21 protein-coding genes are annotated in these 20121 nt (G+C 68.8%); 14 read left to right on the top strand and 7 right to left on the bottom strand.

The window, feature by feature from the left end:
* The first annotated feature begins 1 nt into the window (after position 1).
* Together D9V41_RS00685 and D9V41_RS00680 are read left to right on the top strand one after the other, a co-directional pair.
* A complete protein-coding gene (locus tag D9V41_RS00685) occupies positions 2-607 on the top strand; it encodes an ABC transporter ATP-binding protein (protein ID WP_121792613.1) in 606 nt (201 codons plus the stop codon).
* Positions 604-1989, top strand: coding sequence for a hypothetical protein (locus D9V41_RS00680; protein WP_121792612.1), 1386 nt, complete (start codon positions 604-606; stop codon positions 1987-1989). The genes D9V41_RS00685 and D9V41_RS00680 overlap by 4 nt, the downstream gene beginning before the upstream one ends.
* Before the next feature lies 1 nt (position 1990).
* Here D9V41_RS00680 and D9V41_RS00675 read toward each other — a convergent pair whose 3' ends face one another.
* Positions 1991-2590 carry a TetR/AcrR family transcriptional regulator gene (locus D9V41_RS00675; RefSeq protein ID WP_121792611.1) on the bottom strand — a complete coding sequence of 200 codons (600 nt, stop codon included), beginning with the start codon at positions 2588-2590 and terminating at the stop codon, positions 1991-1993.
* A gap of 94 nt (positions 2591-2684) precedes the next feature.
* Here D9V41_RS00675 and D9V41_RS00670 point away from each other — a divergent pair, with 94 nt between their 5' ends.
* Together D9V41_RS00670 and D9V41_RS00665 are read left to right on the top strand one after the other, a co-directional pair.
* Positions 2685-4343, top strand: coding sequence for a class I adenylate-forming enzyme family protein (locus D9V41_RS00670; RefSeq protein WP_121792610.1), 1659 nt, complete (start codon positions 2685-2687; stop codon positions 4341-4343).
* A gap of 24 nt (positions 4344-4367) precedes the next feature.
* A complete protein-coding gene (locus tag D9V41_RS00665) occupies positions 4368-5708 on the top strand; it encodes an MFS transporter (protein ID WP_121792609.1) in 1341 nt (446 codons plus the stop codon).
* Positions 5709-5970: 262 nt separating this feature from the next.
* Here the strand turns inward: D9V41_RS00665 and D9V41_RS00660 are convergent, their stop codons facing one another.
* On the bottom strand, positions 5971-6996 hold the full coding sequence (locus tag D9V41_RS00660; protein WP_121792608.1) for an alpha/beta hydrolase family protein: 1026 nt from the start codon (positions 6994-6996) through the stop codon (positions 5971-5973).
* A gap of 35 nt (positions 6997-7031) precedes the next feature.
* Between D9V41_RS00660 and D9V41_RS00655 the strand changes: the two genes are divergently transcribed.
* The 4 genes from D9V41_RS00655 to D9V41_RS00640 all read left to right on the top strand — a co-directional run bounded on the left by D9V41_RS00655 (position 7032) and on the right by D9V41_RS00640 (position 10414).
* Positions 7032-7619, top strand: a complete 588-nt coding sequence (locus tag D9V41_RS00655) for a GNAT family N-acetyltransferase (RefSeq protein WP_121792607.1) — start codon at positions 7032-7034, stop codon at positions 7617-7619.
* Positions 7616-8407, top strand: a complete 792-nt coding sequence (locus tag D9V41_RS00650) for a hypothetical protein (protein WP_208006676.1) — start codon at positions 7616-7618, stop codon at positions 8405-8407. Before D9V41_RS00655 ends, D9V41_RS00650 begins: the two co-directional genes overlap by 4 nt.
* A 141-nt stretch (positions 8408-8548) precedes the next feature.
* Entirely contained in the window at positions 8549-9115 is a 567-nt protein-coding gene (locus tag D9V41_RS00645) for a recombinase family protein (protein WP_121792606.1), read from the top strand.
* Positions 9116-9124: 9 nt separating this feature from the next.
* Positions 9125-10414 (top strand): AAA family ATPase, encoded by a 1290-nt coding sequence (locus D9V41_RS00640; protein WP_208006675.1) that lies wholly within the window; start codon positions 9125-9127, stop codon positions 10412-10414.
* A 267-nt stretch (positions 10415-10681) separates the two neighbouring features.
* Here D9V41_RS00640 and D9V41_RS18655 read toward each other — a convergent pair whose 3' ends face one another.
* Positions 10682-11218 (bottom strand): TetR/AcrR family transcriptional regulator, encoded by a 537-nt coding sequence (locus tag D9V41_RS18655; RefSeq protein WP_121792605.1) that lies wholly within the window; start codon positions 11216-11218, stop codon positions 10682-10684.
* Positions 11219-11314: 96 nt separating this feature from the next.
* Between D9V41_RS18655 and D9V41_RS00630 the strand changes: the two genes are divergently transcribed.
* A complete protein-coding gene (locus D9V41_RS00630) occupies positions 11315-12253 on the top strand; it encodes an SDR family NAD(P)-dependent oxidoreductase (RefSeq protein WP_121792604.1) in 939 nt (312 codons plus the stop codon).
* A gap of 157 nt (positions 12254-12410) precedes the next feature.
* On the opposite strand, the gene D9V41_RS00625 is transcribed toward D9V41_RS00630, so the two are convergent.
* Genes D9V41_RS00625 through D9V41_RS00615 form a run of 3 tightly spaced genes read right to left on the bottom strand, consistent with a single transcriptional unit; the run spans position 12411 to position 14487 of the window.
* Complete coding sequence (locus tag D9V41_RS00625; RefSeq protein WP_121792603.1) at positions 12411-13001, bottom strand: DUF998 domain-containing protein; 591 nt, start codon at positions 12999-13001, stop codon at positions 12411-12413.
* On the bottom strand, positions 12992-13756 hold the full coding sequence (locus D9V41_RS00620; protein ID WP_121792602.1) for an ABC transporter permease: 765 nt from the start codon (positions 13754-13756) through the stop codon (positions 12992-12994). The genes D9V41_RS00625 and D9V41_RS00620 overlap by 10 nt, the downstream gene beginning before the upstream one ends.
* Positions 13753-14487: an ABC transporter ATP-binding protein gene (locus D9V41_RS00615; RefSeq protein ID WP_121792601.1), complete on the bottom strand. Its 735-nt coding sequence runs from the start codon at positions 14485-14487 to the stop codon at positions 13753-13755. The genes D9V41_RS00620 and D9V41_RS00615 overlap by 4 nt, the downstream gene beginning before the upstream one ends.
* Before the next feature lie 110 nt (positions 14488-14597).
* On the opposite strand from D9V41_RS00615, the gene D9V41_RS00610 reads away from it, so the two are divergent.
* Positions 14598-15695 carry a sensor histidine kinase gene (locus D9V41_RS00610; RefSeq protein ID WP_208006674.1) on the top strand — a complete coding sequence of 366 codons (1098 nt, stop codon included), beginning with the start codon at positions 14598-14600 and terminating at the stop codon, positions 15693-15695.
* Positions 15692-16336: a response regulator gene (locus tag D9V41_RS00605; RefSeq protein ID WP_121792999.1), complete on the top strand. Its 645-nt coding sequence runs from the start codon at positions 15692-15694 to the stop codon at positions 16334-16336. The genes D9V41_RS00610 and D9V41_RS00605 overlap by 4 nt, the downstream gene beginning before the upstream one ends.
* A 351-nt stretch (positions 16337-16687) precedes the next feature.
* On the opposite strand, the gene D9V41_RS00595 is transcribed toward D9V41_RS00605, so the two are convergent.
* Positions 16688-17179 carry a hypothetical protein gene (locus D9V41_RS00595; protein WP_208006673.1) on the bottom strand — a complete coding sequence of 164 codons (492 nt, stop codon included), beginning with the start codon at positions 17177-17179 and terminating at the stop codon, positions 16688-16690.
* An 84-nt stretch (positions 17180-17263) separates the two neighbouring features.
* Here D9V41_RS00595 and D9V41_RS00590 point away from each other — a divergent pair, with 84 nt between their 5' ends.
* Genes D9V41_RS00590 through D9V41_RS00580 form a run of 3 tightly spaced genes read left to right on the top strand, consistent with a single transcriptional unit; the run spans position 17264 to position 20083 of the window.
* Positions 17264-17854 carry a TetR/AcrR family transcriptional regulator gene (locus tag D9V41_RS00590; RefSeq protein ID WP_166375843.1) on the top strand — a complete coding sequence of 197 codons (591 nt, stop codon included), beginning with the start codon at positions 17264-17266 and terminating at the stop codon, positions 17852-17854.
* A gap of 1 nt (position 17855) precedes the next feature.
* The gene (locus tag D9V41_RS00585) at positions 17856-19532 is read left to right on the top strand and encodes an FAD-binding dehydrogenase (protein WP_121792597.1); all 1677 of its coding nucleotides are present in this window, start codon (positions 17856-17858) and stop codon (positions 19530-19532) included.
* A 44-nt stretch (positions 19533-19576) separates the two neighbouring features.
* Positions 19577-20083 carry a hypothetical protein gene (locus D9V41_RS00580; RefSeq protein ID WP_121792596.1) on the top strand — a complete coding sequence of 169 codons (507 nt, stop codon included), beginning with the start codon at positions 19577-19579 and terminating at the stop codon, positions 20081-20083.
* Positions 20084-20121 lie beyond the last annotated feature (38 nt).

Raw genomic sequence — 20121 nt, 5'->3', positions numbered from 1 at the left:
TATGCTGACCGTCACCGACGTCACCGCCCGCATCGACGACCAGGTGCTCCTTCCGCCCGCCAGCCTCGAGGTCGTCGAGGGCGAATGCGTCGCCATCACAGGCCCGAACGGCTCCGGCAAGACCACCCTGTTGCGCATCGTCACGGGCCGCCTCGCTCCCACCGAAGGTGAGGCGTTGCTCGACGGTGAGCCCGTCGACGAACGATCCGCCACCACCCGCGCCTCGATCGCGGCCCTGCTCGGCGTGCCCGCCATGTACCCCGACCTCACGATCGGCGACCACCTCGCACTGGTGCATGCCACGTGGCAGCTGGACGCAGCGGACGTCGACGCCGACCTCGATCGCTTCTCCATCGGTGCGCTGCGCGACCGCTTCGTGCATGAGCTGTCCTCGGGACAACAACAGCTCTTCTCGCTCGCGCTGACCTTCGCCCGGCCGGCGCGGCTCATCGTCCTCGACGAGCCCGAGCAACGGCTCGACGGCCACCGCACCGGTCTGCTCGCGGAGGCGGTGGTGACCGCCGTCGCCGAGGGACAGGCCGTCGTGATGGCCTGCCACGACCACGGACTCGTCGAGCGCGCGGCCCGGCGACGCGTCGAGCTGTGAGAGCTCCGGACCGGCTTCTCCGCGACCTTCGCGAGCGGCCCAGCACCAGCGACCGGGCGACCGACCTCTACATCGCCGTGCTCGCCGTCCTCGTCTTCGTCGTTCCGCTGGCACGGTGGGCCACGCTGCAGTTGGCGCCCGCGATGGCCTGGAATGTCAGTCCGATGCACGTCGCGCTGGTGACCGGAGCGCTCGGCGTCGCCGCGGTCGGCGCGGGACGCACGCGGGGACCGGTCGCCCCGAGCGCCCCCTACATCGATTGGGTGGTCAGCGGTCCCGATGAGCTCGCCCGCGTCCTGCGACCGTTCTGGCGCCGGAGCCTCGCCGGAGTGACCGCGCTCGCGGTCGTCGCCGGTCTCGTCGTCGTGGCCTCCCGCGACACCTGGCCCGACCCGGTCGCTGCGGTCGTCCTCGCCGTCGTCGTCATCGCTTTCGGTCTGCTCCTCGCCGTCGCCTGGCTGGCCGGGCAGTCCAGGCTGGCGCTGCCGGCGGTCGTGCTCGTGCTGCTGGCGGCGGTCGCTGGTTGGCCCATCCACGACGCCTGGACGGCGCTGGCGACGGCGCCACGGTGGTGGGTGATGGTCGTGCCGGTCATCGCGGTCGTCGCGATGCTGTCGGTGCGGCGCGTGGTGGTCGTACTGCCGCCGTCCCGGCTGCGCACGCAGGCGTTGCGCTGGAGCCAGGTGGAGAACTTCGCGATCACCGCCGACCTCGCCTCCGCCGCGGACGTGCTGCGCGGACGAACCCGGCGCGGTCGCCGCTGGCGGCCGGCGTTCGGCGCACCGATTCTCGTACGGCGGGACGTCGTCGGACTGCTGCGCTCGCCGGGCCGCGCCGCGGCAGGTGTGGGTCTAGCGTTCCTAAGCGGGCTGTTGCTCGGTCCGGCACACACGGCTCCCACCCCGATCATCGCGATCGTCGCGGTGGCGCTGAGCTACGCGGCCGCTTGCTACCTCAGCGACGGCTTGCGGTTCACGGCTGCCAACCGCTCCCGCCCGCCCGTCTTCGGATTCACCCCGGCGCGGACGGCCTTGCAGCACCTCGTCGTCCCCACGGTGCTGCTCGTCGTCGTCATGAGCGGCGCTGCGGCGGCCGGGGGAGCGTCGGCGGCCGGATGCGGGCTGGCACTGCTGGCCCTGGCGTGCCGGGCCGCCTCGGCGTTCAAGGGCCTGCTGCCGATCGAATATCTGACGCCGATCATGACGCCGGTGGGGGAGATGTCGTCGCTGCGCGTGCTGTTCTGGGTCGCTGACGCCTTCCTCGTCTGCATGCTGGTCGGCGCGACGATCCTGTTCCAGGCTGACCTCTGGACCGGCACGGGCCTGCTGCTCCTGGCCGCCGTGCTCGTCGGCTTCTGGGCTCGCAGCCGTTGGGCGCGCTGACTCAGCCGCGGGCGCCGATCGTCATCCGGGCGATCGCCAGGTAACGGTCGACGAGTTCGTCGGGAGTCAGCGGCCCGTCCATGCGGTACCACTGCGCGACCGAGGTACACATCGTGACGATGGCGCGGCTCGCCTCGGTGGGGTGGGGCGTCGTGAACTCGCCGGCGGCGACCCCGGCTTCGACCACTTGATCCATGAGCCGCTGCTGGGCGTCGCGGCGGGCGATGTGCTCGCGCCGGGCCTCCTCGTCGAGGCTGCGAATCTCGCTGTAGGCGATGAAGGCGGGGGCGCGTTCGAAGGCGTGGAACCGCACGAGGCAGCCCACGAGGGCATTGAACTGCGCCAGCGGATCGGTCTCCGCCGCGGCGAGGGCGTCCTCGCTTTGGCGGTACAGCGACGTCATGGCGTGCTTCATGACGTCCTGCAGCATCTGCTGCTTGGACCGGTAATGGTGGTACAGGCCCGGCACGGACAGGCCGGCGCGCGCGGCGATGACCCGAATGGAGGTGCCGTGGTACCCCTGCTCCACGAAGCACTCCTGGGCGGCCTCGAGGATCGGCGACAGCGGAGTCAGGGACGACGGAGTCGTGTCGATCGCCATCGTGGTCCACCTCACATTCTGGGCTTGACATAGGTCACCTTGCCACACACACTCTAAACCGAGCGATCGCTCGGTCGGAAGAGAGGCGAGGGGTGTGACCGGAACCGAGAAGCCGTGGCTGACGCTGTACCCGTCGGGGGTCGACGAGGACATCAGGTCGGAGTACGGGACCTTGATCGAGGCGTGGAACGCGCGCCTGGCTCGGCAGCCGGACGCGCCCGCGCTCGCCTACTTCGACCAGCACTGCTCGGTCCGTGAGACCGACGCGATGGCCGAAGCGCTCGCCAGCGCTCTCGCCGAGCGCGGTGTCGGACGCGGTGACCACGTCGGCGTGTACCTGCAGAACATCCCGCAGTACGCCCTCGTGCTCCTCGCGCTCTGGAAGCTCGGTGCGGCGGCGCTCATCCTCAATCCGATGTACCGCGGCGAGGAGCTGCGCCGGCTCATCGTCGACGCCGAGGCCGTCGGCATCATCTGCGAGGACGACGGGATCGAGGCGGCGACCGACGCCACCGCGGACACCACGGTGCGGTGGGTGGTCAGCACCTCCGCGCGGGACCTGCAGTCCCGCGACGACACTCGGGTGTTCGGCGAGAACCCGCAGCGCCCCGAGCCCGCCCCCGACGGCGATCTGCTCACCCTCATCGAAGAGCACCGCGGCCGCACCGTGCCGCCGTTGGACCTGACGGCCGACGACGTCGCATTGTTGACGTACACCTCCGGCACCACCGGCCCGCCCAAAGGCGCGATGAACAGTCACAGCGCCGTGCTGCACGTCGCGACGTCGTACGCCCGCTGGACCGACCTGCGCCCCGGCGACGTCGTCTTCGCCATCGCCCCGCTGTTCCACATCACCGGAGCGGTGGTCAACGCCACGATGGCGCTGGTCCACGACACGCTCCTGGTCTTCGCCCACCGGTTCCGCGCCGAGGTCGTGCTGGATGTCTTCGCCGAGCACCAGGTGACGACCACCGTCGGGTCGATCACCGCGTTCAACGCACTCGCCGAGGTGCCCGGAGCGAGCCGTGAGCAGTTCGCGAGCCTGCGCGCCCTCTACTCGGGAGGGGCGCCCATCCCGCCGGCCACCGTGCGGCGGTTCGTCGACCGGTTCGGTGTCTACATCCACAACGTCTACGGCATGACGGAGACCAGCTCGGCCGTCATCGGCGTACCCCTCGGAGCGGAGGCGCCCGTGCACGAACCGAGCGGCACCCTGTCCATCGGCGTGCCGTTGCCGGGCCTGACCGCGCGCATCATCGACAGCGAGGGTCAGCCGCTTCCGCCGGGAGAGCAGGGTGAGCTCGAGCTCAACGGCCCCCAGTTGATGAGCGGTTACTGGCGCAAGCCCGAGGTCACCGAGCAGACGATGCCGGGCGGACGGCTGCGCACCGGTGATGTCGCGATCATGGACGAGCACGGTTGGGTCTACCTCGTCGACCGGCTGAAGGACCAGATCAACGTGTCCGGGTACAAGGTGTGGCCCCGCGAGGTCGAGGACGCCCTGTACGAGCACCCGGCCGTCCTGGAAGCTGCCGTCGTCGGCCGGCCCGACGAATACCAAGGCGAGTCCGTCGTCGCGTACGTGTCGCTCGCGGCCGGCCAGTCGGTCGAGCCCACGACCCTGCGCGCCTTCGTCAAGGAGCGGCTCGCCGCCTACAAGGTTCCGCGCGACGTCCACGTCGTCGCGGGGCTTCCCAAGACCGCGACCGGCAAGATCCGCCGCAATGTGCTGCGCGATCGCACCGACGCCTGAGACCCGCCCACCCGAGGAGACGCGATGGCACACACGATCGAGCCCGATGCCGTGAACGCGCCGACGAGCAAGCGACGTTCGCTCGTCGCCAGCACCGTCGGCAACGTCCTGGAATGGTACGAGTGGAGCGCCTACGCGGTGTTCGCACCGTTCATCGCCGCGGTGATGTTCAGCCAGGACGACCCGGTATCGGCGCTGCTGTCCACCTTCGCGGTGTTCGCCGTCGGATTCCTCATGCGTCCCCTCGGCGGCATCGTCTTCGGGCGGATCGCCGACCGGCGCGGACGCAAATTCGTCCTCATCACCACGATGCTGATGATGGCGGGCGGCAGCTTCGCCATCGGCATCATGCCGACGTACGAGTCGATCGGTGCTTTCGCCTCGCTGCTGCTCCTCCTCGCCCGGATGGTCCAGGGCTTCGCGCACGGCGGTGAGTCCGCCACCGCCAACACCTACGTCGCGGAGATCGCGCCGCCCAACCGGCGCGGGATGTGGGGCAGCATCGTGTTCGTCGCGATCTTCGGCGGCTCGGTTCTCGCGTACACGGTGGGCGGCGTCATCACCGCGTCCACCAGCGAGAGCGCCGTCGGCGAATGGGGCTGGCGCATCCCGTTCCTCATCGGCGGCGTGGCGGCGCTCGTGGTGCTCGTGCTCCGCCGCGGCATGGAGGAGAGCGAGGTGTTCGCCGACGGCAACGCCCCGGCTGGCGGCACCCCGGCGGCCGAGAGCGCGCCCGTCGTGGAGGTGCCGCGCTCGCAGGTTGTCCGCGGCATCGTCCTGGTCATCGCGATGACCAGCGGCATCACAGCCGCCCACTACACCTGGACGTCCTACGTCTCGACGTACGCGATCGCCGAGCAGGGCATGGCGGCGAGCTCCGCCTACTGGATGTCGGTCATCGCCCAGGCGCTTGCGCTGGCGTCCCTCCCGCTCTGGGGACGGTTCTCCGACCGGGTCGGCCGCCGGCCGGTGCTGCTGGCCTTCGCGGTCGCCATGATCGTCCTTCAGTTCCCGCTCATGGGGCTGATCAGTGACCAGCCGTGGACGCTGCTCGTGGCGGCCACGCTCGCCCTCGTGGTGGTCGCGATGCCCGGAGCGCTGTTGTCCTCGACGATGTCGGAGGTGTTCCCGACCCGGGTGCGTACCCAGGCCATCGGATTCGCGTACTCGATCTCGGTCGCCGTGTTCGGTGGCAGCGCGCCCTACCTCAACCAGCTGCTGAACAACCTCGGCATCGGCTGGGCGTCCAGCCTCTACATCGTGGTGCTCTGCGTCGCGACCGGCGTCGCGGTGTGGCTCCTGCCGGAGACCAAGGGGATCGACCTCGCGACCGCGGGCTCGACCCCTCGTCGAGTTCGCCGCTGATCGGCAAGACATCGTTCGCTCACGCCGTGTCGCCGGTTCGCCGGCGGCACGGCGCGCGACGATGACCTTGCGACTCAACGTCTCGCCGTTCTAGCGCACCATTTCCGGCCACGACGTTTTTGGCACTGGCTTCTGGTTCACCAATCAGGTGGGCGTGTGAGTCGCGGAATTAGATGGCACGTCTTCGGCGGTGATAGCCGTCGCGGGTTGTCGTGTCGCCCCGCGGGCCCACAAGCGATCGGTTCGCATGTCGTGCCATGCTTCAGTGGGAGCCTGTCACCTGATCGAGGAATCCGCGGTATGAGTCGATGACGCCGTGTGCCAAGAGCGCGCGCGGCCAGAACACTCCCGTCACGAAGCCGATGAACTCGGAATCATCGACCATGGGGCGCGCCATGGAGTGCACCGCGTCAACCCATGTGACCTCGACGTCTCTGCCGAAGATCCCACGGTAGACCTCGGCAGTTTCGTGGACGTCGACGTTTCGGTCATGCTCGCCGGCGAGGAGTAGCCACGGCACGTGATGTGTGGCCGCTCGGGTGAGATCGCTGGTGGCGTCGGCGCGGAAGCTGCGCTGAACAAATCCCCACCGCTCGCGGGTCATGGGGTCGGCCTCGGTGGTCTCACCGAGATACTCCTCATAGCTTGCCCCGCGCTCCAGGAGCGCATTCGTGCTGGTGCTTGCGGCTTCGGCGCGGGCGCGCTGTTCGGCATCTGCGCCCTCGTGATCGAGTTCCGCTTGAAGGTTGAACTGTCCTTGTTTCAGCCAGTTGATAGCGGTACCGACTGCCACAACGCCGGCAATGTCGTCGCGGTCGGCGACCACCTCGGGAATGACCCAGCCCGCTTGACTCGCACCCCACAGGACGATCGTCGACGTCGGGACATCTGGCTGCGCCGCAGCCCAGTCGATCGCAGCGCCTACCTCTGCGGCTCGGTCGGGAAGGCTCTGCGCGAGCCAGTCGCCATCCGACCCGCCGACGCCGGGTTTGCTCCACGAGAGCGTCGCGTATCTGCTGGCGGCCGCGCCATCAAACCACGGGTCGTAGAGACCGTTCTGCGTCGCGTCGACGGGACCGTCCCCGTGCACCATCACAACGACTCCGTGAGCCTCGCCGCTCTTGGGTGTCGTCAAGACGCCCGACAGGCTGCCACCGGTCACCGGAATCTCGACGTGCCGCTCATCGAACGCATACGAGTTGCCGACCAGCGCGACCCCAATAGCACCTGCAGCAACAACGAGGACGACACTGGCAACGATGGCCATCCACCGGATACCTCTCTTCATATGAACGATCGTACACTATGCGATAGACTCGGGGGATGGAGATCATCATCGGGCACGGCTTTGCCGCGGCGGAGCGCGATCGAGTCGCGGCTCTCTACTGGGCGGCTTTCCGGCGCAAACTCCGCCCCGCCTTCGTCTCAGCGGAACGCGGCCTGAGTGTCGTGACGGCGTCGCTCCGGTCGGACCGCACCCTCATCGCCCGGTCTGGGAACGATCTCGTAGGGATGTGCGGCTTCCACCGTGACGGCGCAGGCGCCGTGCCTGTGACCTGGCACTCCCTGCGGGCCAGCCTGCCCTGGCTTGCCGCGGCACGGGCCGCACTCGTACTCAGCCCCCTAGCCCGTGGAGACGTGGATGACACGTTGGTGCTCGATGGGATCTGTGTGGACGGCGCGAGCCGGGGTCGGGGAACGGGAACCGCCCTCCTGGAGGCAGCCGTCGAGCTCGCCCGTAGCGAGGGCCTGCGCTCTGTTCGCCTGTCGGTCGTGGACACGAACCCTCGCGCCGAAGCGTTGTATCGACGTCGCGGGTTCGAACAGGTCTCGGCCGGGGCGCTGGGCCCGCTCTCCAGCGTGTACGGTTTCGATCGCTATCTAACCATGGAGCGGAGAGTCGACGAGTGAGCAGTCGGATCGCAGGGCGCACCATCGTCGAAGCGTTCCTCCCGATGCGCGGGAAGGCGCCTCTCGCCCGCGTATACGACACGGCCGACCTCCTCGGCACGGGCGACCAGCCCGTCCGTCTCGCAATCCGTCGAATGCAGGCAGCCGGCGAGCTGACACAAATCGGACGCGGACGCTCAGGCACGCTCGAACTCACGGATACCGGACGGGAGCGCATAGACCGAGATCGATCCGCACTCGCCCTAGCGTTCAAACAAGATGCTGAGAAAGAGCCGTGGGACGGCTCATGGAACCTCTACGCGATCGGCGCGCCAGAGCGCGAGCGCGCCGCCCGCGACTCCCTACGCCGGACCCTCCTCGCCTCCGGCGCCGCCTCACTCGCCACCGGCACATTTCTGAGCCCCCACGATCTCCGGCCACTCCTGGACCCTGCCATGGGGCGGTACGTGATCTCAGCAACCGCGAGGGATCTCAACATTCGAGGCGTCACAGATCCGCGGACGATCGCAGAAGAACTCTGGCCCGCCGAGCCCATCGACTCCGCATACGACGTCATTGCAACAGCCATCAGGCAAGACGACCCCACCGCCCACGCCGACGTCCGACGCATCCTGCTCGCCGACGCCCTTGAGTCCGCGCTCCGCGATGACCCCCTCATCCCCCTCGACCTGCGCCGCTCTCCCTGGCGACCCACCATGCTCCGCCGAACATGGCTCGCGTGCTGGAACGACATCGCGCCATCAGCTGCATACTCGGCATGGGACACCGTGACCGCACCGGCAGGTTGAGCCAACTGTGGTCGTGCACCTGTTCACAGTCGACCGTTCATGAGGCAGTCGCCGATCATCGCGCCGAGTTCGGCGAGTCGTGTCTCATGACTCGTGTCGACGATCTATGTAAAGCAGGCGGCGTTCGCGATACGCCGAGGCATGGCCACGATCGGTTACGCCCGCGTCTCGACCCGAGACCAGAATCCGGACGGCCAGACCGATGCACTCGAAGCTGCAGGCTGCGACAAGATCTTCGTCGAACACGCATCCGGCACCCTGGCGAAAAGGCCGGCGCTGACAGAAGCCCTTGGGTATCTGCGCGAGGGCGACTCGCTCGTGGTGACGAAGCTTGACCGGCTCGGCCGGTCGGTCCGAAACCTCAAGCAAGTCGCGGACGAGCTTCAGCAGCGTGGGGTCGGGTTGAAGGCCCTCTCGCAGGGCATCGACACCACCACTCCGGGTGGCCGTCTGTTCTTCCACATGCTCGCCGCGATCGCGGAGTTCGAGCACGACCTCATTGTGGAACGCACCCACGACGGCCTCGCGGCCGCCCGCGCACGCGGGCGGAAGGGGGGCCCGAAGTTCAAGATGACGCCGACAAAGATCCGGCAGGCCCGAGCGATGTATGACGAAGGCGGCCACACCGTGCAGGAGATCGCCGACACGTTCGGGGTGTCCCGGCCCACGATCTACCGGCACTTGGCCGCGCACGTCGAGCGGGCCTGACAAGGGATCATGGCGCACTTCAGCGAGCAGCAGAAGGCCGAGCTTGTGCGCCAACACCAGGACGGTGTGCCATGGACGCGTCTTGCGGAGCACTCCGGCGTTGCGGTGCGGACTCTGCAACGCTGGGCAGCTCGGATTGAGACCGGTCAGCTCGCGAGAGCGCCTCGCCGCGATAAGGGATCGACGCGCACTGCCGCCGAGCTGGTCACCGCAATCGAGGCGCTTGCTGTGCGCCGGCCCGCGCCGACGATCGCGTATATCCACCGTCGCATCGGCGACATTGCTCGAGACCGCGGATTGCCGGCCCCGGGATACACCACGGTCCGCGAAATCGCGCAGTCGCTCGATCCGGGCCTGGCGACTCTCGCGGACGGCGGGGACGCTGCTTACCGAGACAGGTTCGAGCTGGTCTACCGCCGGACGGCGTCCGCGCCGAATGAGCAGTGGCAGATGGACCACACCCTGCTCGACGTGACGATCCTCGACGACCACGCAGACACGCGGCCAGCTTTCGTGACCACGCGGGAGCACCGCCGGTTCACGGAGTTCGCAGACACCGTCCGCTCGCACCGCTACATCGGCCTCTGTTACGGAGCACCCGGAATCGGCAAGACGCTTTCCGCCCGCCACTACGCCGGCACCGACGAATGGGAGCAGTGGCACCCGCTGTCACGCGGCACCGGCGCCCTGCCACCCGTTCCGGAAGCGGTCCAACAGAGCCGAACAGCGTTCTTCACCCCGACCGTCGCCGCGACTATCAAGCAGATCGACCAAGGCCTACCCCGGGCCTGCCAACACATCTCCTGGGCAATCGACTACGCCCAGCACGGCCACGTCGACCCATACGTTCACGCGGAATCCCAATACAGCGGGAACACCGAACTCCTCATCATCGACGAAGCCGACCGGCTCAGGACGGCCGGGCTCGAACAAGTCCGCGACTTCTACGACCGCCACCGAATGGGCGTCATCCTCATCGGCATGCCCGGCATCGAGAAACGCCTCGCCCGCTACCCCCAGCTCTACAGCCGCATCGGCTTCGCCCACGAATACCGCCCCCTCCGCAGCGACGAACTCACCGCCGTCGTCGCACAGCGCCTCCCGGACCCCGACCCGGACGACTCCGGTCTCGCCCACACCGCAGCTCTCGCCGCGATCGTCCGAGCGACCAACGGAAACTTCCGGCTGGCCGACCGGCTCGTCACCCAGGTCAACCGCATCCTCACCATCAACAAGCACACCCACCTCACCCCCGAAGCCGTCGACGCCGCCCAGGAAGCCCTGCTCATTGGACGCTAAACGGCGCCGAAACCACGACACCTACCGCCGCGATTCACAGCCGATCGCCCACAGTCGCTCGAGCGCCCCGAAAACTCTTCGCGCGACCTTTTCGGCGACGACGTTTTCGGCACTGGGTCTTCGGCCTGGGTTTCTGGCTCACCAATCAGGCGGGCGCCTGGCCACCGTGGCAGCGAACCGAGAACGATCGTTTACCGACGCGCCCTGGCCGTTCGTCGCTGCCCTCTTGCCGTGTTCGTTCAGCACCTCGACGGCCTATCCGATCCCCTAGGGACGAACGCCTCGGAGCAGCACGTCGAGCGGTGCTTCGCGGCTGCGATGGGGGTCGAGGCGGACAGCGTGCTCGAGACCGCAGACGAGGCGTTGCAACTCCTCGACGCCGATGTCGTGGCGGAGGACGCCTTCGGCGTGCGCGCGGGTGAGGAGACGATCCTGAGCCGCCCCCAACTCCCTCTTGGCGTGCTGTACCTGCTCGGAGTCTCCTTCCTCGGAGACGAGAACAGCCTGCAATCCACCTTCCTCGAGCAACAGCTCCAGAGCCCCGGACAGAAATGACCGAAAGGCACGGGAGGTGTCCGGATCGCTGGCGCATGAGAGTGCAAGATCTCTCATGCGGAGCAGTGTGTCGGTGGCGAGCGCCTCGACGAGTGCGTGCGTGGTCGGGAAGTGTCGGTACACCGTGGCGACTCCCAGGCCTGCCCGTCGAGCCACATCGTTCAGGCGGAGCGCGTCGCGCGGCAGCGAGCGCGAGGCGTCGAGTATCCGGCTGCGGTTGCGACTCGCATCCGCACGCTTGGTGACCATGAGGGAAGCCTACCTCAAAATGGATGGCTCATCCGCTTCTGGTACGTTAAGCGGATAGATCATCCGATTTAGTTCGACACCTCTGGAGGCGCTGCCATGACGTGGGACCCTGTCCACCTACCCGACCTGCGAGGTCGGAGCTACGCGGTTACTGGTGGCAACGCTGGGATCGGCTACTTCGCGGCTGAACAGCTCGCGTCCGCCGGGGCCAGCGTGATCCTGATGTCGCGCTCGAAGGACCGCCTTGTCGCTGCGGAGGCCGCGCTCCGCGGTCAGGTGCCGGACGCCGACGTCTCCAGTGTCGTGCTCGACCTCGCGTCGCTGGCATCGGTACGAGGTGCGGCCGCAGCTCTCTCGGCGCTGCCCGCGCTCGATGGCATCTTCCTCAACGGCGGCCCCATGCTCGGCGCGCGCGCTCGTACACAAGACGGGTTTCCGCTGTTGGCAGGGACCCATCCGATCGCGAACTTCGCGCTGGTCGCGGGAGTGCTCGACCGCTTGGCCGACACCGGAACGCGGCGTCAACGACCGTCGCGGATCGTTCACGCATCGACCTCGTTCGTGCACCGTTGGAACCTCCCCGTCGACGACCTCCTCCAGCAGCCGAAGCTCGGCCTGCGCGCGTACACCCAGGCCAAGACGGCGACCGAGATGTTCGCGTTCGAGCTGGACCGGCGGCTGCGCGCCGCGCGTCTTCCGGTCGCATCGATCGTCACCCACCCTGGCGTGGCCGCTGACGCGAAGACCCCCGAGCGTCCCGGCGTCCGGGACGCAACGAGGCCGTACCAGCGCAACCCGTTCACGCCGTGGGCACAGGGGAAAGACGCCGGGGCCTGGCCGGCCGTGCGAGCACTCACCGACCCGGACGCCGTCGGCGGCGACTACTTTGGCCCAGCGAACGGTGCACGCGGCCTGCCGGTGAAGGCGGAGAAGCTGTCCCGCACGGCGCTGCCGGAGCCGGCGATCGCTCACGCCCTGTGGGCGCAGCTGAGCCAGCTCTCCGGCGTCGACCTTCACCTTCCGACGTCCTCGTGAGTGGGCTACTGCAGTTTGAGTTCGATGGTTGTTGAAGCACAGGGGGCAGGGGCGGTGGGAACGAGCGGGACGGGCCGTGGTGTCTAGAAGATGAGGCGATGAACGAGGCGCTGCTGGGAGTAAGGCGACAGTCAGCCGCACGTGGTGAGCCCGTCGATCAGGCCGCGACGACGAAGAGGACGGTGAGCCAGCTCCAGCCGGCGACGATGAGGAGGCGCTGCCAGGCTCCGGCGTTGGGAGTGTCGCGCTCCCACGCCGTGCCGAACACTCCGAGCAGGATCGCGGTCACGACGGCGGTGACCACGGAGTACCAGCGCAACCACGGGTCCACGTCCGCGAGCGCGGTGAGCAGTGCGGCGATCGGTAGGGCCCCGAACACGCCCATGCCCGCCACGTCGTGGATGCGGTGCGAGGTGGACGTCTCGGACAGCGGCACGTGGGCCGGCGCCCCGGGTGGGTAGCCGCGCATCGGGTCCATGCGCCAGATGCCCGAGGCGATGAGCGCCAGACCGGCGGCTGCGACGGCGAGGGCGGTCCAGTCGCTCACCGTCCGGAGCCCGAAGGCGGCGATCACGGACGCTACTCCGCAGACGATGAAGTTGGCGGTCTGCAGCCAGCCTCGCGGTCCGAGCGCGAGCGCGCTGACGGGATGGCGGCGGGCGCTGAACCCCGGACGCGTCCAGCCGTCGAGGGTAAAGACGAGCAGGAATCCCACGGACGCCGCCGCCCCGAGCATCGTCAGTCCCATCGGAAGAACATAGCCGCGATGCCGGCACCCAGCACGGCCGAGACGGCGAGGCTCAGCAGGTGAACGGCCTCGACCGGTTGCCCCGCCCACGCGTTCGACAGTGCCTCGACTGACGCCCCGAACGGCAACCACTCGCCGAGTGTGGCGAGCGGGCCGGGCAGTGAGTCCCGGCCGCCGAACAAGCCACCGAGCGCACCGAGTCCGAAGAAGCCCACGAGACCGATCGCGACGGCGGAGTTCGGTGTCGGCGCCAAGGCGGCGACCACCATCCCGAGGGCGTACATCGCGGCGATCGACAGTGCGACGATGCCGACCGCAGGCCCGAGATCCACCGGCAGGTGAGCGCCGAAGGCGAGGACGGCGACGGCGAACGCGAGCGCGATGCCGAGGATCGCCTGAATGAGGCTCACGACGACCTGCGCGATGAGCACCATCGCCGGGGACGCCGGGGTGACGGCGAGCCGGCGGAGGATGCCGCTGCGTCGGTAGTACGCGAGGAAGCTCGGCATGTTGATGATCCCGATCGTCGCGGTGACGATCGTGAACACCAGGGGGAGGATGTACAGGTCGAGCGCGGTCCGCCCGGCGGTGATCTCCTCGTCTCCGGCAGCGGACGCGTTCATGACGAGGATCAGCAGCGGCAGGCCGATCGGAACGACGAGTCCGGCGGTGTCCCGGACGACCATCTTGGCCTCGCAGCGGATCAGGGTCAGCCAGGAGTGCAGCCCCGGGCGGTGCGCGACGGCGGTACTCATGCGGACTCCTCCTCGATCTCCAGTTCCTTCCCCGTGAGCGCGACGAACGCCTCATCGAGATTCGGCGCCCCGGACTGCGCGACCAGCTCTGCCGGGGTGCCGGACGCCAGGATGCGACCCGCGTCGATCAGCGCGACCCGGTCGCAGAGGCGCTCGACCTCCTCCATCGCGTGACTGACGAGGATCACCGTCTCCTCGCGCAGGCTCTCGACGGCCGCCCACATGCGCCGCCGGGCGCGGGGGTCGAGGCCGGTCGTGAGCTCGTCGAGGATCACGGCCTGCGGGCGACCGGCGAGCGCCAAGGCGATCGAAAGCCGTTGTTGCTGCCCTCCCGACAATTTCTCGAAGCGGGTCTTGCGCTGGCCGGTCAGTTCGACCAGCTCGAGCAGTTCCTCGGTGCTGCGCGGGTCCGGATAGAAGCTGCGATAGAGCTCGAGGAGCTCGACGACGGTCAGGGCGCCGTGCAAGTAGGCGTGCTGCAGCTGAACACCGAGCACTTGGCGTACGGCGCCACGGTCGCGACGTGGATCGAGACCCAGCACGCGCACGCTCCCACGGTCGGGAGCCCGGAGCCCGGCGATCAGTTCGACCGTCGTGGTCTTGCCGGCCCCGTTCATGCCGAGGATGCCCAGCGTCTCGCCACGCTCGACGCGCAGGCTGATGTCGTCGACCGCGACGGTGTCGCCGTACTGCTTGTGCAGGCCTTCGGCGAGGATGGCGGGTTCACTCATGCCTCGACGTTAGAAGCGGGACCGAGTCGCGCGCGTGTGCCGAAGGTCAGCATTCCGGCGCATGACTTTCGGCACCTCTGCCCGGCGGTCGGACCGCCTACGCTGGAGCCATGCGACGTCTGGGGCCCGACGGATGGTCCGGGCTCGTCATGCTCGTCGTCTCCGTCGGCGTCGGTCTGCCCGTCCTCCTCGGAGCGGTGGAACCGAGGATCGGCACCATCGCGTGGACGAGCGCGTTCGTCGGCGTCTTCGTCGCCATCCTCGTGGTGGTCTTCAGCGTCCGGCGAGAGTTTCGGATCGGTGCGTACGCCGCGGCCGTGGTGCTCTCCTGGGCGGTCGTGCTCGGCTCCTCCGGCGCGGGGCTCTTGCCCGTCCTGCTGGTGGTGGTGGCCGCGTTGGGACCGGAGATCATCCGCCTCCCGGCGAACCTGGTGGTCATCGCGCTCAACACCCTCGTCGTGGCGCTGCACACCGTCGGTCGAGGGTGGGTCGAGCCGCTCATCATGGGCGGTTTCTACGCCTTGATCCAGGTGGCTTCGGTGCTCAGCGTCCAGGCGATCCTGCGGGAGCAACGACTCCGGCGTGAGCTGGCCGAGGCTCACGTCGACCTCCAGACGGCGACCGTGCTGCTGGAATCGGCGGCCCGGGCCGCCGAGCGGCTTCGCATCTCCCGCGAGCTGCACGATCTCGTCGGCCATCAACTCACGGTGCTCTCGCTGGAGCTGGAGGCGGCGCGGCACCGCGATGGGGCCGACGCGCGACCCCACGTGGAACGCGCCGGTGAGATGGCTCGGAGCCTGCTCTCCGACGTGCGCGTCACGGTGGGGCAACTGCGGGAACAGCCCGCCACCGATCTGCGGCACGCGTTGGCGCGCATCGCCAAGGACGTGCCCGGCCTCGACGTCGATCTCCTCGTCGACGAGGACGTCACGGTCGATGAGGAGCAGGCTGCGGCGCTCGTGCGTGCCGTGCAGGAGGTCGTGACGAACACGCTGCGGCATGCGGAGGCGCAAGAACTCTGGGTCCGCGTCGAGCGTGACGGGTCGGTCGTACGGCTCAGCGCCGAGGACGACGGCCGCGGTGCGGCGGAGGTCACCCCCGGTAACGGGCTGCGAGGTTTCGCCGAACGATTCGAAGCCCTCGGGGGAGGTGTGGAGTACGACGGGACGCGCGGTTTCCGGGTCCACGCATGGGTGCCGGCGCGATGACGCGGGTCGTGGTCGTGGACGATCAGACGCTCGTGCGCCAGGGCATCCGCAGCCTGCTCGAACTCGCCGAGATCGACGTGGTGGGCGAGGCCGACGACGGGGAGGCGGCGCTCGCGGTGATCGATGCGAGCGCTCCGGACGTCGTGCTGATGGACCTGCGGATGCCGCAACGCGACGGCATCTGGGCGCTCGAGCAGTTGCGCGAGCGCGGGGTCGATATCCCGGTGCTCGTACTGACCACGTTCGACGATGACGCCCTCGTGCTCGACGCGTTGCGTGCCGGCGCCCGTGGCTATCTGCTCAAGGACGTGACGCTCGATCAGCTCGCCCATGCCGTCCGCACCCTCGCTGACGGCGGAACGCTGATCGCGCCCTCGATCACGGACCGGCTCTTGCGGGCCATCCGCTCCGGCCCCTCGCCGGTGGGCGCGGAAGCCCCACCGGCGCAAGAGCTGACCGAGCGGGAGCTGGAGGTGCTGCGGCTGGTGGCCAGCGGCTACAGCAACCGCCACATCGCCGAGGCATTGTTCCTTGCCGAGGGGACGGTCAAGAACCACGTCTCGACGATCCTGCTTAAGCTCGGTGCCCGAGACCGCACGAACGCGGTGCTCCGCGCGCTCCACGACGGCATCTTGCGCTGAGCGGTGCTACTTCGTCTGGTGGGGATGACTTGTGTGCACTTGCTCGAGGTACACCGTGTTTCCCTCGACGTAGAACCAAATCCGCGCCGATCCCCTCGCGGTGGGCTTATGCTGCCACCGCTCGTGCGATCGGCCCTCACGCTGCACTACGCCGAGTTCGCCTTTGAGCGGGTAGTTGGTCGGTGTCACCTCGAGTGGGCTTTTCGTGAGGAAGTCCCAGGTGTCGGCCAACGGTCCGCGGATCGTGGCGATGAGGTCTGTCCAACCCTTGCGTGCATTTGTGGAAGCGAAGTAGAGCTCGTACTCGCTCCTCTTAGTTGGACGCGCAACTCTGTGACTCCTGGCCATCCTTCAGGGACGCGCGACTGGTTCGTCGTCGTCGAGCCACTCCACGTCGACCCGACCGAGCCCTGCGGCCAAGGCGGACGCGGTTTCCTTCCAGGCGGTCAGCTCGGCAATCGCTAGATGCGCCTGCCCCGTAGCGAATGACGCTCGCGCGGCGGACAGGATCTGTTCTGCACACAGAGCCCGGTCGTCGTGGGAGAGCGCGAGCATCCAGGGGAACCGATCACTCATGCGTTCAGCGAGAGTTCGCTCCGTGCTCGTGGCGACGGCGATCAGCTGGGCAGCGAGTTCGAGCAGGGCATCACGGGAACGGTCGGCACCCTTCGACATCAGGACCAGGGACTCACCATCGCGGCGCGTCACTTCAACCGGATGGTCGGCTGCTGCCGCGAAGACTTCCGCGCTTGAGCGGCTGAGATCGGAGGACTGGAAGACACTTCGAGTGGGAGCCGCGGTAGCCATGCTTTCAGTGTAGTTCAGAACGTATTCCGAATTCAATCCGGAGTGTCACGCCGAGCGACCTGCAGCGCACAAAGCGAGCAGTCGCTTTCTTTTGCTCGTTCGATCTGCCATGCTCCTGAGGTGCCCACGCAGACGGAGCGCCGCGAGCAGACGATCGCGCGGTTGCTCGACGCCACGATCGCCTCGCTCGACGAGGCCGGGTATGCCGGAACGACCACCGCGGCCGTCTGTGCGCGAGCGGGTGTCAGCCAAGGCGCGTTGTTCCGGCACTTCCCGAGCCGACGTGCCGTACTGGCCGCGGCGGCCGAGGAGGTCGCCCGCCGGCAGGGAGCGGCCTTCGCCCGCCGCGTTCGTGGGCCGGTGGCCTCGCGGGCCGAACTGCGCGAGGCGCTGGCCGAACTCGTCGCGCTGGGCGCCTCGCCCGAGAACCGGACGTGGCACGAGCTCATGCTCGCGGCCCGTACCGACGAGGCTCTCCGGGCGGAACTGCAGCCCGCGACCGAGGCCTACCATCGCGTCCTCATGGGTGAGGCGGCCGCGCTCTATGCCGGGTTCGACCTGGACCCGGAGCGTCTGCGGGCGCTGCTGCGTGTCGTCATCAGCGTCGTGGACGGCTTGGCGATCGCGATCCCGTTGACCCACACCGCGGAGGACGTCGCCGCCGCGGTCGACCAGTTGGCCGCGCTCGTGTGGCCCGTCCTCCAGGAGTGACATGCACGATCCCGATGTCATCGTCGTCGGCGCCGGCCTCGCGGGCCTCGTCGCCACCTACGAGCTGAGCCGCGCCGGCAAGCGCGTGCTCGTCCTCGATCAGGAGAGCCGGGAGAATCTCGGCGGGCAGGCCTGGTGGTCGCTCGGCGGCCTGTACCTCGTCGACTCGCCCGAGCAGCGACGGATGGGGATCCGGGACTCCTTCGAACTCGCGTGGCAGGACTGGCAGGGCTCTGCCGGCTTCGACCGGCTCGACGACGAGGACGTCTGGGCACGCCAGTGGGCCGAGGCGTACGTGCGGTTCGCCGCCGGCGAGAAGCGCGAGTACCTGCGGGCACTGGGTCTCAAAGTGCTGCCCATCGTGGGCTGGGCCGAGCGCGGCCGCGGCGACGCCCTGGGGCACGGCAACTCGGTGCCGCGCTTCCATCTGACCTGGGGGACGGGCCCGGAGGTCGTGCGCGTGTTCGCCGAGCCGGTGCTCGAGGCCGAGCGCAGAGGCCTGGTCGAGTTCGGCTTCCGCCATCGGGTCGACGACCTCGTCGTCGAGGACGGCGCGGTCGTCGGGGTGCGCGGAACGCAACTGGCACCGGATGCGGCGCCGCGTGGCGCCGCGTCCAACCGTGATGAGATCGACGGCTTCGAGCTGCGCGCCCCGGCGGTCGTCGTCACCTCGGGCGGCATCGGCCATCATCACGACCTGATCCGGGCGAACTGGCCCACCGATCGCCTCGGCCCGGCGCCGCGGTACATGATCTCCGGCGTCCCCGCGCACGTGGACGGCCGCATGCTCGCGATCACCGCGCAGGCGGGCGGCCGGATCGTCAACCGCGACCGCATGTGGCACTACACCGAGGGCATCCACAACTGGAACCCCGTGTGGGCTGACCACGCCATCCGCATCATCCCCGGTCCGAGCTCGATGTGGTTCGACGCGACCGGGCAGCGCTTCCCCGCGCCGAACTACCCCGGCTTCGACAGCCTCGGCACGCTGCGCGCGATCCTCGAGACCGGATACGACTACTCCTGGTTCGTGCTCACGCAGTCGATCATCGAGAAGGAGTTCGCGCTGTCGGGCTCGGAACAGAACCCGGACATCACGAGCAAGGACCTGAAGTTCATGCTCAAGAGCCGACTGGCCAAGGGGGCGCCGGGACCGGTCGAGGCGTTCAAGGAGCACGGCATCGACTTCGTCGTCGCCGACACCGTCGCCGAGTTGGTCGCCGGGATGAACAACATCGTCGCCAGCGACGAGACGCCGCGGGGCCCGCAGCTGGACGCCGGGCTCGTCGAACGGCAAATCCTCGCCCGCGACGCCGAGCTGACCAACGGGTTCTCGAAGGACTTCCAGCTCATGGCCATCGCGAACGCCCGACGCTCGCGCACCGACAAGCTGCTGCGGGTCGCACCTCCGCACCGCTTCACCGATCCCGACCACGGTCCGCTCATCGCGGTCCGACTCAACATCCTGACGCGCAAGACGCTCGGCGGTCTGCAGACGACCCTCGACTCCCAGGTCGTCGGCCGCGACGGTAGCCCCGTCCCCGGTTTGTACGCCGCGGGCGAGGTGGCCGGCTTCGGCGGCGGAGGCGTGCACGGCTACAACGCGCTCGAAGGCACCTTCCTCGGCGGATGCATCTTCTCCGGACGCGCGGCCGGGCGGGCGCTGGCCAGGGCCTGAACCCGCACCCTGCCCGGAAGCTCGAGCCACCGTACGATGGCGCCATGATCGCACCGACTGCTCCGCTCGCGCGGGGGTTGCGGGCGACCGCGGTCGGCTTCGCCGTCACCGCCGTCGCCGTCGGTGCGCACGTCGTCGGGCACGGAACGCCGCCGCCGCTCCTGGCGCTCGCGCCCGTCGCGCTCGCGGTCGCCGCGCTCGTGCTGGTCTTCTCCGGCACGCGCTGGAACGTCCTGGCGCTGCTCGCCGTGATCGGCGCGGCGCAGGTCGCGGTGCACGAGCTGAGCGTCTACCTCACCGGGCACGACCACATCTCCGTGCTGATGCTCATCGCCCACGTCGTCGCCACCGTGGGGACGTCCCTGGGGCTCGCGTACGGCGAGCGGTTGTGGTGGCGCCTGTGGCGCTGGGCGACCCGCGTCCTGATGGCGTTCGAGAATTCGGTGACGCTGCCGGTGACCCGGCTGCCGCGTCTCGACCTCACTCACCGGGCGGTCCCGGTGGGTTGCCCGCCGCGGGTCCTGCCGCGGCGCGGTCCCCCGGCCTGCTGAGCCTTCGTCCCACCGGTCCTCGGATCGACGTCCTGCCT

Origin of the sequence: Aeromicrobium phragmitis, from assembly GCF_003674095.1 — a bacterium.
Lineage (GTDB): Bacteria > Actinomycetota > Actinomycetes > Propionibacteriales > Nocardioidaceae > Aeromicrobium > Aeromicrobium phragmitis.
Note: the sequence above shows the minus strand (reverse complement) of the source record. Positions and strands in the feature narration are given on the sequence as shown.

Bases quoted from the DNA above. Each gene is read 5' to 3' on its own strand.
- D9V41_RS00685 (WP_121792613.1), top strand. From the start codon at position 2: ATGCTGACCGTCACCGACGTCACCGCCCGCATCGACGACCAGGTGCTC.
- D9V41_RS00675 (WP_121792611.1), bottom strand. From the start codon at position 2,590: ATGGCGATCGACACGACTCCGTCGTCCCTGACTCCGCTGTCGCCGATC.
- D9V41_RS00665 (WP_121792609.1), top strand. From the start codon at position 4,368: ATGGCACACACGATCGAGCCCGATGCCGTGAACGCGCCGACGAGCAAG.
- D9V41_RS00660 (WP_121792608.1), bottom strand. From the start codon at position 6,996: ATGAAGAGAGGTATCCGGTGGATGGCCATCGTTGCCAGTGTCGTCCTC.
- D9V41_RS00655 (WP_121792607.1), top strand. From the start codon at position 7,032: ATGGAGATCATCATCGGGCACGGCTTTGCCGCGGCGGAGCGCGATCGA.
- D9V41_RS00645 (WP_121792606.1), top strand. From the start codon at position 8,549: ATGGCCACGATCGGTTACGCCCGCGTCTCGACCCGAGACCAGAATCCG.
- D9V41_RS00640 (WP_208006675.1), top strand. From the start codon at position 9,125: ATGGCGCACTTCAGCGAGCAGCAGAAGGCCGAGCTTGTGCGCCAACAC.
- D9V41_RS18655 (WP_121792605.1), bottom strand. From the start codon at position 11,218: ATGGTCACCAAGCGTGCGGATGCGAGTCGCAACCGCAGCCGGATACTC.
- D9V41_RS00630 (WP_121792604.1), top strand. From the start codon at position 11,315: ATGACGTGGGACCCTGTCCACCTACCCGACCTGCGAGGTCGGAGCTAC.
- D9V41_RS00625 (WP_121792603.1), bottom strand. From the start codon at position 13,001: ATGGGACTGACGATGCTCGGGGCGGCGGCGTCCGTGGGATTCCTGCTC.
- D9V41_RS00620 (WP_121792602.1), bottom strand. From the start codon at position 13,756: ATGAGTACCGCCGTCGCGCACCGCCCGGGGCTGCACTCCTGGCTGACC.
- D9V41_RS00615 (WP_121792601.1), bottom strand. From the start codon at position 14,487: ATGAGTGAACCCGCCATCCTCGCCGAAGGCCTGCACAAGCAGTACGGC.
- D9V41_RS00610 (WP_208006674.1), top strand. From the start codon at position 14,598: ATGCGACGTCTGGGGCCCGACGGATGGTCCGGGCTCGTCATGCTCGTC.
- D9V41_RS00605 (WP_121792999.1), top strand. From the start codon at position 15,692: ATGACGCGGGTCGTGGTCGTGGACGATCAGACGCTCGTGCGCCAGGGC.
- D9V41_RS00585 (WP_121792597.1), top strand. From the start codon at position 17,856: ATGCACGATCCCGATGTCATCGTCGTCGGCGCCGGCCTCGCGGGCCTC.
- D9V41_RS00580 (WP_121792596.1), top strand. From the start codon at position 19,577: ATGATCGCACCGACTGCTCCGCTCGCGCGGGGGTTGCGGGCGACCGCG.